Origin of the sequence: Ahrensia marina, from assembly GCF_042140245.1 — a bacterium.
GTDB lineage: Bacteria > Pseudomonadota > Alphaproteobacteria > Rhizobiales > MH13 > MH13.
Map to the genome: position 1 here is coordinate 1,716,320 of NZ_CP159483.1, position 13,512 is coordinate 1,729,831.

General features: G+C 56.2%; 14 protein-coding genes and 1 tRNA gene. 4 read left to right on the top strand and 11 right to left on the bottom strand.

Translation table 11 applies throughout. The features are described 5' to 3' along the window. Window positions 1–18 precede the first annotated feature (18 nt). The 7 genes from fliN to ABWH92_RS08460 form a co-directional block, all read right to left on the bottom strand. A complete protein-coding gene (gene fliN, locus ABWH92_RS08430; protein WP_375573874.1) occupies window positions 19–369 on the bottom strand; it encodes a flagellar motor switch protein FliN in 351 nt (116 codons plus the stop codon). Then, window positions 362–1,081 (bottom strand): hypothetical protein, encoded by a 720-nt coding sequence (locus tag ABWH92_RS08435; RefSeq protein ID WP_375573876.1) that lies wholly within the window; start codon window positions 1,079–1,081, stop codon window positions 362–364. The genes fliN and ABWH92_RS08435 overlap by 8 nt, the downstream gene beginning before the upstream one ends. After that, the gene (gene fliG / locus ABWH92_RS08440) at window positions 1,081–2,196 is read right to left on the bottom strand and encodes a flagellar motor switch protein FliG (RefSeq protein ID WP_375573878.1); all 1,116 of its coding nucleotides are present in this window, start codon (window positions 2,194–2,196) and stop codon (window positions 1,081–1,083) included. The genes ABWH92_RS08435 and fliG overlap by 1 nt, the downstream gene beginning before the upstream one ends. A 3-nt stretch (window positions 2,197–2,199) precedes the next feature. Continuing rightward, window positions 2,200–3,840, bottom strand: a complete 1,641-nt coding sequence (gene fliF, locus ABWH92_RS08445) for a flagellar basal-body MS-ring/collar protein FliF (protein WP_375573880.1) — start codon at window positions 3,838–3,840, stop codon at window positions 2,200–2,202. A 258-nt stretch (window positions 3,841–4,098) separates the two neighbouring features. Further along, window positions 4,099–4,374: a DUF1153 domain-containing protein gene (locus tag ABWH92_RS08450; protein ID WP_375573882.1), complete on the bottom strand. Its 276-nt coding sequence runs from the start codon at window positions 4,372–4,374 to the stop codon at window positions 4,099–4,101. A gap of 268 nt (window positions 4,375–4,642) precedes the next feature. Further along, complete coding sequence (locus ABWH92_RS08455; protein ID WP_375573884.1) at window positions 4,643–5,320, bottom strand: flagellar hook assembly protein FlgD; 678 nt, start codon at window positions 5,318–5,320, stop codon at window positions 4,643–4,645. 26 nt (window positions 5,321–5,346) lie between these two features. Further along, window positions 5,347–6,711, bottom strand: coding sequence for a flagellar hook-length control protein FliK (locus tag ABWH92_RS08460; RefSeq protein WP_375573886.1), 1,365 nt, complete (start codon window positions 6,709–6,711; stop codon window positions 5,347–5,349). Between the two features lie 215 nt (window positions 6,712–6,926). Here ABWH92_RS08460 and mnmA point away from each other — a divergent pair, with 215 nt between their 5' ends. Together mnmA and ABWH92_RS08470 are read left to right on the top strand one after the other, a co-directional pair. Continuing rightward, window positions 6,927–8,093, top strand: a complete 1,167-nt coding sequence (mnmA, locus tag ABWH92_RS08465; protein WP_375573888.1) for a tRNA 2-thiouridine(34) synthase MnmA — start codon at window positions 6,927–6,929, stop codon at window positions 8,091–8,093. Between the two features lie 111 nt (window positions 8,094–8,204). Continuing rightward, window positions 8,205–8,281 (top strand) — tRNA-Met (locus ABWH92_RS08470). 87 nt (window positions 8,282–8,368) lie between these two features. Here ABWH92_RS08470 and ABWH92_RS08475 read toward each other — a convergent pair. Further along, on the bottom strand, window positions 8,369–8,797 hold the full coding sequence (locus ABWH92_RS08475) for a DUF1778 domain-containing protein (RefSeq protein ID WP_375573890.1): 429 nt from the start codon (window positions 8,795–8,797) through the stop codon (window positions 8,369–8,371). Window positions 8,798–9,016: 219 nt separating this feature from the next. Between ABWH92_RS08475 and ABWH92_RS08480 the strand changes: the two genes are divergently transcribed. Beyond that, on the top strand, window positions 9,017–9,721 hold the full coding sequence (locus tag ABWH92_RS08480) for a Rossmann-like fold-containing protein (RefSeq protein WP_375573892.1): 705 nt from the start codon (window positions 9,017–9,019) through the stop codon (window positions 9,719–9,721). Further along, entirely contained in the window at window positions 9,705–10,301 is a 597-nt protein-coding gene (locus ABWH92_RS08485) for an alpha-ketoglutarate-dependent dioxygenase AlkB (RefSeq protein ID WP_375573894.1), read from the top strand. Before ABWH92_RS08480 ends, ABWH92_RS08485 begins: the two co-directional genes overlap by 17 nt. 369 nt (window positions 10,302–10,670) lie before the next feature. On the opposite strand, the gene ABWH92_RS08490 is transcribed toward ABWH92_RS08485, so the two are convergent. Genes ABWH92_RS08490 through ABWH92_RS08500 form a run of 3 tightly spaced genes read right to left on the bottom strand, consistent with a single transcriptional unit; the run spans window position 10,671 to window position 13,504 of the window. Further along, window positions 10,671–11,930 carry a TRAP transporter large permease gene (locus ABWH92_RS08490; protein ID WP_375573896.1) on the bottom strand — a complete coding sequence of 420 codons (1,260 nt, stop codon included), beginning with the start codon at window positions 11,928–11,930 and terminating at the stop codon, window positions 10,671–10,673. After that, window positions 11,927–12,466 (bottom strand): TRAP transporter small permease, encoded by a 540-nt coding sequence (locus tag ABWH92_RS08495; RefSeq protein ID WP_375573898.1) that lies wholly within the window; start codon window positions 12,464–12,466, stop codon window positions 11,927–11,929. The genes ABWH92_RS08490 and ABWH92_RS08495 overlap by 4 nt, the downstream gene beginning before the upstream one ends. A gap of 60 nt (window positions 12,467–12,526) precedes the next feature. Continuing rightward, complete coding sequence (locus ABWH92_RS08500; RefSeq protein ID WP_375573900.1) at window positions 12,527–13,504, bottom strand: TRAP transporter substrate-binding protein; 978 nt, start codon at window positions 13,502–13,504, stop codon at window positions 12,527–12,529. Window positions 13,505–13,512 lie beyond the last annotated feature (8 nt).

The following is a 13,512-nucleotide window of genomic DNA, read 5'->3' on the forward strand; positions in this document are numbered from 1 at the left end:
CAGTCCTGCCGCTTGGTCTTATTTGTCGCTTTTGATGATTTCAGTCATGGTCACGCCGAGCTTGTCTTCAACGAGTACAACCTCACCGCGGGCAACCAGTCGGTCGTTGACGAAAATGTCGATCGCTTCACCGACGCGGCGGTCCAGTTCGACCACCGTGCCCGGCCCGAGGTTCAGCAGCTCTGAAACCTGCATGCCGGATCGGCCCAGAATGGCCGAAACGCGCACCGGCACGTCGAAGACGGCTTCCAGATCGCTTGCGTCCTTGGAGCTATTGGGATCGATATCCTCGTCGGCTTCGGTGCCGGGCCCTTCCAACTGATCGAGCTCGACGCCCTGTTTGGTGGCCAGTTCATCGTCATCACTCATCGAGTGCGCCCTCCATAGAGGCCTTCATGGCCTGGGATTGGTCCGTTGGTTGTGGTGTTGATGATCGACCGCGCGCTGCCAGATATCCGGCAACCAGATCATCAATGCTTTTCTCGATTTCGACTTGGCTGCGTGCAAGGCCGCCATCAGCCCATTCAATGCGGGTGTCCCCGGGGGCGAAGTCTTCCTCGCCCATGAAAATCAGCCGTCCATCGAACCCTTGCGCGGCAGCGATGGCTTCCAAGCGCTCGCGCACATCATCCACATGGTCGGCGTTCATGCGAACCACGAGGTGAGACGCATCAAACATTGGTGCCAAGCATGACCGGAAGAGGTTCTCCACCTCGCCAACCGGCTCTTGGTTCAGCAAGCGACGCGCCAGCTTCTTTGCGGCGGAGACAGCGATCCGAACGGCACCTTCTTCCCGTAAGCCAATCTCGGTGTCGAGCCGAGACAGCATGGTTTGGACAACGCTTGTCAGGCGTTGGGTCTCTTCGGTTAGAGCGTTGGCGCCTTGTTCGATGGCCTCTTGGCGCCCGGCTTCATGCGCTTCGGTGCGCACTTTGCGCTCCAGCGCTGCCATTTGGGCTTCGTGTTCATAAAGGCTGATCATTGGCTCAACCTCGACCTCTTCTTTGACGCGATTTTCCGCATCGAAATCGAGGTCAAACAGGTAGCGCGAGCTTGCTGTGGAGGCGGAGGAGGTGTTCATCAGTAGATCACCTCGTCATCGCCGGAGTTTTTGGAGATCACCATCTCACCTTTGGCGGCCAGGTCCTTGGCGAGGTTCACCATTGCCATCTGCGCTTCATCGACATCTCGCAGCCGTACGGGGCCAAGAATTTCCATTTCTTCGCGGATGCCAGTGGCCTGGCGTGCCGACATATTGCCCAAGAAGAACTCGCGTAGAGTTTCGTTGGCGCCTTTGAGTGCAATCGGCAGTTTGGTTGTGTCGGCGCTGCGCAGAAGGATTTGGATCGACGATGCGTCGACTTTGCCCAGATCCTCGAAGGTGAACATGAGCGCTTTGATCTTCTCGGCAGATTCTCGGTTGTCTTCTTCCAACGTCGCCAGGAACTTCGCTTCGGTCTGACGGTCGAAGTTGTTGAAGATTTCCGCCATCGTTTCGTGGCTGTCGCGCCGCCGCGTTGTCGAAAGATTCGACATGAACTCAACGCGCAGTGTTTCCTCCACCTTGTCTAGGATTTCCTTCTGGACGCTCTGCATCTTCAGCATGCGCTGAATGACCTCCAGTGAGAGCTCTTCGGGCAGGAGCGAGAGCACTTTGGCGGCGTGGTCTGAGCGAATTTTTGAAAGCACCACAGCGGTCGTCTGGGGATATTCGTTCTTCAGGTAACTGGCGAGCACGTTCTCCTGCACGTTGGAGAGCTTTTCCCACATGTTGCGACCAGCAGGGCCGCGAATTTCTTCCATGATGGCCGCAACTTTGTCGGACTCCATGAAGGAGCCAAGAAGTCGCTCGGTAGCCTCATATCCGCCAGAAAGGGCTTTGTTGGTGGTGACGTTGTCGATGAATTCGATCATGACGCCTTCAATGACTTCGGTTGAGAGACGACCAACGACGGCCATTGACTGAGAGACGTCGCGCAGTTCCAGTTCATCAAGTCCGCGCCAAAGGGGCTCGCCGTGCTTATCGCCCAGTGCGAGCAGCAAAACGGCTGCTTTCTCAGCCCCGGAAAGATCCTCCAGTTTGACCGCCGATTGGTCACCACCTGCCGTTTGTTGGGCAAGCGTAAGACCTTGGCCATTGCCAACGGCGGGTGGGGCAGAGTTTGTGGCTGGTGCGGCTGCAGCTGCTGCGGACATCGACTACGCCTTTGCCGTCTCAGAGAGCCATGAGCGCAGTACGCCAACGGAATCTTCGGGTCGCTCTTTGATCAGTTCACCAACTTGCTCGAGTGATTTTTTCTGCAAGGCACCCAGAGCGACGGCGTTCTCGAATGCTTTCACCGTGGTGTTTTCCAGCGCTATGGCAGGGACGTTGGGCATGGGCGATTCCAAAACCTCGCCATTTGGCCCGATCACAACGCCTTCAGCATTGGGACCACCGGCAGGCAGCGACTCAAGGTTGGCGCTGTCATCTTCGAAGACACGGGAGAGCAGTGGGCGGACAACAAAGAAAAGAACAATCAAGGTGAGAACGGCGATGATCGCCAATTCCGCCGCGCGATAAATGTCATCGCGGGTGAAGGAGAACAGGCCTTCTTCGGGTGGAAGTGTAAGGTCTGGCCGTGCCGCGAACTGAAGGTTGACCACCTCAACCACATCGCCACGTGTCTGATCGAACCCAACGGCTGAGCGCACCAACATGGCGATCTGGTCCAACTGCTCCTGGGTGCGCGGTGCGTAAATGGGCGCGCCGTTTTCATCCTGAGTGTAGATGCCATCCACCAGAACGGCGACAGACAGGCGTTCTAGACGTCCGGCCTCAAGAATCTCGGTGCGATTGGTCGAGGAGATTTCAAAGTTGGTGACCTCTTCCAGCGTCTCGCGTGCTTCTTGAATGCCACCGGCTGTTGTTCCTGGATCGCCACCTGGCAACTCATTGCCAACTGTCACTTCCCCTGCGGTGGTATCGTTGGTTGAGCCCGTTTCCTCACGCACTTGGCTGGACCGAATGACTTGGCCATCGGGGTCAAAAATCTCCGAGGTTTCGGAGATACGGTTGTGGTTGAGTTCAACAGCAACATTGACCCGCGCGCGGCCTGGCCCAACCACTTCTGACAGGATGTCTTCAACCTGTGTTCGGATGCGGCTTTGCATTGATATGGATCGCTCATCGAGCGATGCGGCCATCATCGATTCATCTTCGTCTCCAGCGCCCGAGGCAAGAAGCTGGCCGGCTTCATCGACGATCGAAACGTGGCTGGCGGACAGCCCATCAACAGCAGAAGCCGTTAGGTGTTGGATGGCGCGGATTTGACCCGGTTCTAGATCACCGCGCACGCGCAGGACAATGGAAGCCGTGGCTTCGCGTTGATTGCGCTGAAAGAGTTCGCGCTCGGGAAGAACCAGATGCACCCGGGCCGCAGACACACGATTGAGCGACTGGATGGTGCGCGATATCTCGCCTTCCAATGCGCGTAGCTGGTTGACGTTCTGGACGAAACTGGTCGCGCCCAGTGTCGAGGAGTTGTCGAAAATCTCGTAGCCAACTGTGCCCCCGGATGGCAGGCCTTGCTCAGCCATCTCCATACGCAGTCGTAGCACGCGCTCTTGCGGAACAAGGACGGTGGTGCCGTCGTTGCGTAGCTCGTAATTGACGCCGGTGCTGTCGAGTTGACGAAGCACCTCTGACGAGTCTTCGAACGTCAGCTCAGTGAACAGAGGCACCATCACCGGTGCGGTAACACGCATGGTGATGAAGGCAAAAAACCCGATGAGAAGGGCGGCGACGATGCCCATCGCGCCTAAACGTGCAGGCCCCAAGTTTTGAAAGAATGCAACCATGAATGCCCATTTGCCCATCTGGATTGCTTAGTCTGCGCGCGTATCGGCGTGCGGAAAAGCAGATAGGCAAGAATTGCCCGGTAGATGGTAAACAGGACGTTAACTCTCGACGACCAAGACTGTTTCAGCATGAAAAAAGAGGATAAACGCAAAAAGCCGGCCCCTGGGACTGATCCCGGACCGGCTGATTGGTCTTTAAAGTTCGGTTGAGGTGAACAAGACGCGGATGAGCCTTGTTACCGATGAACCGGTTGGGCTCTATGCCCGGTATTGCTGGATGCGCGTTGTGCGAAGTCCGGCCAAGCCATGTTGATCAATCGACATCTGCCAGGACAGGAACTCTTCCACCGTTAGCCGATAGCGCTCACACGCTTCTTCCAACGACAGCAAACCACCGCGTACGGCAGCAACAACTTCAGCCTTACGGCGGATGACCCACCGGCGGGTTGAGGTTGGCGGTAAATCCGCAATGGTCAAAGGGCTACCGTCTGGCCCAATGACATATTTAACGCGCGGACGCTTGAACTCGGTCATCGTACTCTCACTAAAACACTCGATAACGCCAGAGAGAGATTAGAGGACGGTCCTTAAAAACACCCTAAGGGGGTGCTCATGCTTTGTTAGGACTTTGGGGCGGCCCTGTGACAGGGTTAACAGAGAATAACCAGTGTTTTGGCGAGTGCCCGAAAGCATTGAAAAACTTGGCAGTTTAAGAGGCGGCACTGATCGGCCTTAGGCAGCGCCAGGCGCGTTGTCGTCAATACCACATTGTTGGGGGGTAATGTATGCGTGGGAAGGCGCCTTAGGATGCAGGTGCCTGGATTTCCATCACAGAACTCAAAAGGGCGCGGACATCGCCGATCTGCAACACCGGCTCGCTGCCGGTGAAGTCGACGCCGGTTACCTTGCCCGATACCGCCGCATAAACATTCACAGACTGACCATCTGGGGTGTTGCCGATGACGCGGATGGAATAGACGCCGTCAGGCGCATCGGTTCCGTCATTGGTTTTACCGTCCCATGTGAATGTGCTTTCACCGCGAGCCACGCTGTGGCGGGTGGTAAACACCTCGTTGCCGTTGACATCATAGATGGTGACCGTGGAATCCGAGGCGCTTGTTCCAGCAACCAATTCCCATGAAGCCTGTCCGTTGGCCAAGTTTGTGGAGACACCAGCAACGGTGACTGTTGAGCCAAGGTAGTTGACGGCTGCGTTGACAGACTGCGCCTCCGTGGAGGTGATTAGGTTCTCCAAATAGGAGTTGGTCTGAATTTGCTGCTCCACTCCAGAGAACTGGACGAGTTGCTGAGTGAATTGGTTGGTGTCCATCGGCTCCAGCGGATCTTGATTGCGTAACTGCGTGGTCAAGAGCTGCAAGAACGTATCGAAATCATCCGCCAAAAGCTGTTGATCGCGGGCAGCATTGGCCTGCTGGGCAGAAGCGCTGGATGCAGCGGCAAGTTGATCAAGTGTCGACATGGGCTCAGGTTCCTTTGACTCGGCTACTAGATGCGGACATCCAAATGGCCGGTGACATAGAGCTGTTGGCGTATGGCTTCAGGTGAAGCGATATCATCGGCTAGCAGCGGCTCATCGGTGCCACTTGGACTGCCATCGCCAGTGCCAGCCTCAGAAGACTGATCCTCGGCATTGGCACTCTGTTGATCTTGGGCGAAACCATCGGCTGCATCCTGCGCAAGCTCAAAGGTCACCGACCCTGGTTCCGTTTTAAGGCCAGCTTGCTGCAGCGCTCGCTCCAGATTGCGAGCATCGGTGGCCAGCATGTCCAGGGTTTCGGCGCGCTCAACGATCATGTGGGTGCGGGTTTGCCCGCTAGCGTCCATTTCCAAGCGCACATTCAATCGACCCAGCTCGGGTGGATCGAGGCGGATATCAAATTGTGTTTTGCCGTTCATCGCTTGACGATTGATTTCAACGGCCAGCGCGGTCACAGGTACGGCTTGCCCCGTGGCCGCTTGTGGCACAGCGGTCATCGCCGATTGAGCGCCGGCCGCCACAGTTTGACCTGTTGTTACGGTTGGGGCGTTGGTGCTGCCTGGCTCAGGCGCTGCATTGGTTTTTGCCAAGGCCTGAGTCACCAGTGCATCAAGGCTTTCAGCATCCATAGAGCTGCTCGCCATGGTGTTGCTGGCCATGGCGTCGCCATCCAGGGAACCGTTGGCCATGGCATTAGCAAAGCTCATTTGATCGCCTTGCATCTGAGTGCCTTGGGCAGGTGCATTGGGAATAGCGCCATTCACGGCGCCATCATCCGTGGCGCCCGCCAGAGCCTGTTGGCTGGTTTGGGTGGCCAGTTTGTTCAGAAGACCTGCGCTTTGTGCAAGTGGCGCCTCGACAGGTCCAGAAGCTTGCGCAAACCAGCGTGCAAGAACACCTGGATCAGCTTGACCCGTAGCCTGGGGCGGTATGAGCGGCACCTTCTCGCCGGAGAGGGTCGTGATTGTGATCTCATCGGCGGTCGTGTCGGTTTCAGCAATCAGCGATGGGTCAATCAGAGCGGCAAGCGCGTCATCTGTGCTCTCTGTACTGGCAAATGCATCATCCTCTATGGGAACATCTTCTTGGCTGCCGTCTTGCGTGTTGCCTTGTTCTGGCGACTGGTCATCAGCAGCAGCGCTTTCGTGCGTCTCTGACGTGTCGCTGGTGTCAGTTGTTTCGGATGTCTGTGCGCGCTCATTGGTTTCTGACGGTTCGCGCGATGCGGAGCGTTTGCTATCGGCGCGCTCACTGTCCAAACGATCGGAAAAACGCGGCCCATCATCCTGCGCCTCACTACGGGGTTTTGGGGCAGGGCGCTCGGACGCTGCTGGTGGTGCGATCGGCGCGAGAAGGTCTGGCAAGGTGGACACTGGGCTTGCTCTCATTTGCATCATAAACGTGCGCGAGACGCTTCAAGTGCCGTGCCAAGTTCAAAAACATATATATATCAATGGTTTAATATCGAATACTGCTGGTTGATCACAAATGGTGCGGCAAGCTTTGCCGGGTGAGTGGCGTATCTTGCCGGGCTGAACGCAATGCACTAGGACTGCAGGCCTCATCTCAGGCTCTTGACCCCTGCTGCATGAAAGCGAAATCAATGGATCTTTTTTTGCCCGGCAACCCGGAGCCGGCGTCCACGCGTATTGTTGTGGCTATGTCCGGGGGTGTGGATTCATCCGTAACGGCAGGCCTTGTGAAAGAGGCTGGATACGATGCCGTCGGCATCACCCTTCAGCTCTATGATCATGGCGAAGCGATGCATCGCAAGGGCGCTTGCTGTGCTGGCCAGGATATCCATGATGCGCGCAATGTCGCTGATACGCTTGGTATGCCGCATTACGTTCTGGACTATGAAAGCCGCTTCAAAGAGCAGGTGATCGATACTTTTGCTGACAGTTATCTGGCCGGTGAGACACCCATTCCTTGCGTGTCGTGCAACCAGAGCGTCAAATTCGTGGACTTGCTCAAGACAGCGCGCGAACTGGGCGCTGCCGCTTTGGTGACGGGGCACTACTCGCATACGCGTTTAGATGAAACATCTGGCCATATGGCGATGTATCGCCCGGCTGACCTTGATCGTGACCAGAGCTATTTCCTGTTTGCGACCACGCAAGAGCAGCTCGATTTTGTGCGCTTTCCGCTCGGCCATCTCACCAAAGCAGAGACCCGTGCACACGCTGAACGGATGGGCTTGGAGATCGCCGCCAAACCGGACAGCCAGGACATTTGCTTTGTGCCCAATGGCTCTTATGCCGACATCATCGCTAAACTTCGCCCCGAGGCCGCCGAGCCCGGTGACATTGTTGATGTTCAAGGTAACGTGTTGGGGCGGCACGATGGCATTATCCACTACACGGTGGGACAACGTCGCGGTCTTGGCATCGCAGCCGGTGAACCCCTTTACGTCGTGAAGATTGATGCGCCAGCCAAGCAGGTAATTGTTGGTCCGCGTGAAGCCTTGGGTGTTGCACGCGTTGCACTGCGTGACTTCAATTGGATCGGTGAGCCGGGTGCTGATTTTTCTCGGGGCATACAGGTGGCCGCCCGCGTGCGTTCAACCCGTCCGCCGAAGCCAGCGAGTCTTATTGCGCGCGATGGGCATGTTTATGTGGACTTGATCGAGGGCGAGACGGGTGTCGCACCGGGACAGGCGTGTGTGCTCTATGACCATGATGGCTCGGGGTCTCGCGTGTTGGGTGGTGGCTTCATCGCCCGAGCAATCAATACTTTTGAGAAGGATGCGGCCTAAGGTTCGTTTTGCTTGCTTGTTGCAGGCCGATCTTGGTTGACAGGGGGCGGGAGCGCCCCCTATACGGCCCTCTCGCACAGGGACAACAACTGCCCTGTTGCCCTTTCTCGGGGCGGAGTAGCTCAGCTGGTTAGAGCAGCGGAATCATAATCCGCGTGTCGGGGGTTCAAGTCCCTCCTCCGCTACCATCATTTTTTCAATTATTTCAGTTATTTAGATGAGGGCGTCCCCGGCTCTCATCACCCATCATGTCGCCTTCATGCTGCGACTGGCTCTCATTGATGTTCAACGGTTTTCACTGGCACTCGGCTACTCGACGCGACATGGGAGTCTGCTACTCGGTTGTAGTTTGGAATCTCTTCTGGCCCAGAGGAATCGAAGTAGGCTTCTAGCGGTGAGAGCTTTGATCGGGCCTGATGACGCGCAACCGCATTGCGCAGGGCATCGGTGGGCTGGGGGGGCGTGTCCAGAGCCTCGAAGGAGGCAGCATGATCGCCCGGTTGCAAATGGGTGCGTTCATGCGCCGCGATCGTTGCCAATGCTGGCTGATAGGTCGCGCTCATCGTGAAGACGCTGTCTTCGACGCCGGAGAGCGCAGCGGCGCGCTGGATGACCTGCTTGATATGCGGCTTGGTGCGAAAGCCCGTGGGCTCCGTGGCGCGCTCGTCAATGTGTTTGGTGTTGTCGGTGAAGGCGCATGGCACTGCTCCTTAAGGCTGATCTGCCAGCAATGTACGTCATTGCGGTGTACTTTTCAGCAACGTTCCGGAGTTGCTAGCGAACAAGCGTGTGAGACCAACACGCGTTCTAAGGGGCCAAGGGTCAGGGCAGAGAGACCGGGTGAATAGCGGAAAACCTTATCCTCGCATTCCAGGTTGCAGGTAGGCTTCCCTACGTTTCCATCACTCGACGGCTTTGACCCAATGCTCTTCGGCGATCCAATTCTCAATTCTGAACTCCTTCGGCTTCGCAGTGATCTTGCATACGCCCGGCTCAAAGCGAGGCTCCTAGATCTCAAACACAAGCTTACAGAGCGCGAGCCGTTTGATTTCGTATCTGCTGCCAAAGAGGGTCCCACCTTGCTTGTTGGGGAGGGCAACCTGAGTTTCGCCCTGTCGCTTGCGTCGAGGATGGGATCGGCTGCCTCTATGCTAAAGGCGACGACCTATGAAACTCGAAGCAACATATCAAATGTTGCAAAGAACAATGCTGCTCGGTTGAGCAAGTTAGGGTCACCTGTGCTGCATGGGGTCGATGCAAGAAGGTTGGAAGAACGCTTCCCTGTGACGCGCTTCAAGCTTGTGGTTTTTCAGTTTCCGAATGTTGCCAGCCGCAGGCCCCTTCATGGACGGAACCCAAATCATGTGCTCATCAGGCGCTTTCTACGGAGTGCCAGACATGTGTTGGCCAACAATGGTCGGGTTGCTATCACAGTCATCGATAGTCCACACTATGATGGTACCTTCTCTATGCACGAGGCCGCTGCGTGGGCTGGACTGTCTCCGCCGCGGATTCACCCTTTTTGGACTGGAGACCATCCAAGCTATACGCATTCAAATACGCAAGACGAAAACGAAAGTGCGCTGGTCAGACAGGACAAGCTTCAAACATATGTCTTTGAAGAGTAAGATCGCGACAACTGAAGAGCTCCGACTGCCGCCAGGTGCGCGCTATTTGGCTGGGTTCATCGATTTGTCCATGCAGGATGTGCTGATCGCGGCTGTTGACCAGCGACCATGGATCGAGGATCTTAAGCGTCGCGTTCAGCATTATGGCTACCGGTACGACTATCGGGCTCGAACCGTAACGCCCGATGCCTATCTCGGGCTTTTGCCACAATGGGCTTCCGATCTGGCGGGCAGGCTTGTCAGCAATGGCTGGTTCGAAAAGCCTCCGGATCAGCTGATTGTCAACGAGTATCTGCCCGGACAAGGCATTTCGGCGCATGTGGATTGCGTGCCCTGCTTTGGCGACGTGATCGTGTCGATCAGCCTGCTTTCCGCATGTGAGATGGTATTCAAGGAGCGCGGTACAGATCAAAGGCGGGCGGTTGTGCTCGAGCCTCGATCTGCACTTCTTATTGCTGGTCCGGCGCGCAGTGATTGGACCCATGAAATACCAGCTCGCAAATCAGACCCAATCGATGGTCAACGAGTGCCGCGATCGCGCCGCCTCTCACTCACCTTTCGAACCGTCGAGGTGTCGTAGGGCTCCCGGGTCTCAATTGGGGTGCAAGTGCTGCTGGGTTTGAATGCAACGGGATGGAAAAGCTTGAAGCATGTCAGAGGCTTATTCGCTATGCCGATGAAACGTCCCATGACACAAGTTGCGTTGGTTTGAGATCAAGTGACTGGTATCTTTGTCTTTGTTTTTAATTCGCGTGTAGGGGGTTCAAGTCTCTCCTCCACTACTATTTTTCTCCACGCAAACACCTTTTTAGCAGTGCTGACAAGACAGCTCCCTGGTCTTGTGCCGCTAGAAAAATACTTGGTCTGTCATGGAAGTGCAAAGCCCTGAGGTGACTGTTTCTCTGACAGCATGATTGAGCTTTTGGCTATGCGACCTCTGCTGCCACACCTAAAGAAGAGCGGTTGATATGGCAGGGAAGCGGCTGAGAAGCACAAGGACGCACGCCACCGCGAGTAGAAACGGCCAAAGCGATTTTAGGATCCGTCCTGGCGTTACGCCGCTGGCTGATGATGTGATGTAGAGCCCAACGCCCACAGGTGGTGTCAACAAGCCAAGCACGAGGTTGAGGCACATCACAACGCCGAACTGATAGGGGCTGATGTCGTAATTGTTCATCGCAATCGGCAGCAGGATCGGCGAGATGAGAATGACAGCGGCGATGCCATCGATCAGCATGCCAATAAAGAGCAAGATCACGTTGACGATCAGCAAGAACAAGAAGGGATTGCTGGTGATTGAGGTGATTAGCACCGCCAGCTTTTGGGGCAGGGCCTCATAAATGATGACCCAGCCAAAGACATTGGCCGCGGCAATCATGAAAATGATCATCGAGGCGTTCATGGCTGTGCGCTTGAACATCTCAAAAATCGCCGACGGCTTCATTTCGCGATACACCAGCCAACCAATCAGGAAGGCGATCAGAGAGGCAATGGCAGCGCTCTCGGTAGGTGTTGCAATGCCGAACAAAATGCCGCCGATGATCGCAAAAGGAATAAGCGCGGCTGGCAAGCATTGAAAAAGCGCCGAGAAGGCTTCTTTTTTGTCGAACCAATCACCTTTGGGAAAGTCTGCTGAGAGGCCGACGACAAAAATCACCGCAGCAAACGAGGCCGCCAGCAGGAGTCCCGGTAGGATGCCGGCCAAGAACATGTCGGCGATAGGGATTTGGGCAAGCACCCCATAGATAACGAACATCATGGAGGGTGGAATAACAGGCGCTAGCAATCCGCCGGCTGCGGTTGTCGCCGCCGCAAACCCCTTGTCGTATCCTTCTTTCTCCATCTCTGGCGGCATCGCGCGGGCCATAACAGCGATCTGAGCGGTTGCGGAGCCAATGATGGCGGCCATGAACATGTTGGCGAGCAAGTTTATGTAGGCCAGCCCGCCGCGAAACCCGCCAACGAAGACCCGCGCGGCATTGATCAGCCGACGAGTCATTCCGCCCTCGTTCATCATCTCGCCGGTAAGCATGAAAAGGGGGATGGCTAGCAGCCCATAGTTCTCCAGGCCGGAGAACATTTTTTGAGCGAAGCTGTCATAGAGAACCGTGTTTCCACTCTCCCAAATGTACCAGATCGCGGTCAGTGCGAGCACCAGAGCGACTGGAACGGCGATCAGCAGCTTGAAGGCAAAAATTAGCGGCGTCATGAGGATGCAGTCTCATCTTTGGTGCCTTGGTCGAGCAGATTGGCAACGCTGTGCAGGGTGGCTCCAATGGCAAAAGCCCACATGACCATCCAGACCCAAAACTTTCTAATCCCCAGTGTGCTTGTCGGTTCGGCATAGATGAAGTTGAACGTCGCGCCCTGGAAAGCTTGGGTATCGAAGCCTTGGCGCGCCAGTTCCAACGGTGAGTACCAGCGCCAGCAGAACCAGATCATGAAAAGGGCGAAGATGAGCACCACCACATCCACCAGTTTGGCTGTGATGCGACGGAGCAATGGGGGCAGGCTGTCGGTTAGGATCGTGATGGCGACTGTGTGGCCGAAATGCAGAGCGGCTGACGCCCCAAGAAAGGTCATCCACGCCATGGCATAGATGGCCAGTTCATCCACCCAAAAAAGAGCTGACCCGATGCTGCGTGTGATGACATTGAGGAGGATAAGAGCTGTGATCGAGAGCGCCAGGAGCGCCGCGACTGTGAGTTCAACACGCGCCCAACGCGCGGAGAGGCGTCCGATCATATGCCCACCATGTGCAGGGCGCGCACCAAAGCGCGTGCCCTGCATATTAGATTAAGGCGATCACTCAGCCGTTGCTGTGGCAACGTCTCGCAACGCATCCAGGGACTGTGAGCGTTCCGACCAAATGTCGTTCCAAGCGTCGATGGCGTCGTTGAAAAAACTCTCATCGACTTCAACATAGGTGCGTCCTGTCTCACGGATCTGATCAAGCCAATCTTGCTCTCTGGCAACATAGGTGTCGATGGTGCTGTCGACGTGATGGGCCATCAAATCGCCAATCATTGCCCGGTCCTCTTCCGATAGACCTGCCCAGACCCGTGCCGAAACCAAGCCGACCATGGGGAACATCATATGATCTGATTGCACGATGGTGTCGGCGTGCTCGTAGTATTTGAGCACCCAAATCAACTCAGCATCCATATCAATCGCATCGACCTGGCCGTTGGCCAGCGCGTCATAGACGGAGGGGAGGGGCATTGGCGTTGGCGCGGCTCCCACGGCGTTGTAGAAATCAAGGATTGGCTCAAACGGCGTGATGCGAAGCTTAAGCCCTGCCAGATCATCTGCCGACGTGATATCGCCTCGGCTTACAATCTGACGCAGGCCAGCCATGCCATAACCCGTCCCAACAACACCAACCTGCGCTGGTAGCTGCTCGAGCATCGCCTGTGCTGTTTCACTGCGCAGGATGCGCCCAGCATGTGCGATATCATTGGCAAGATACGGTGCGTAGAGGGCACCAAAGTCAGGGGCACGATTGGACACTTCAGCCACCGTCATAAAGGCCATATCAAGCGCACCGGTTTGCAATTGCTGCAGCATCTCAGCCTCGTTGCCGAGCTGTCGTGCAGGAAAGACTGTTACAGTGTGAGCGCCGCCGCTGGCTTCGGCCAACTCAGCACCAAAAGCTTCGGCTGCAACTGTCCAGATGTGCGGTGGCGGTGTGATAAGGCCGAGACGGAATTCCTCAGCGAAGGCTGGCCCGGTTGAGGCCAACGCAAGCGCTGCCCCTGTCAGTGCTTTTGTGAGAGCATTCATTGGTCTGA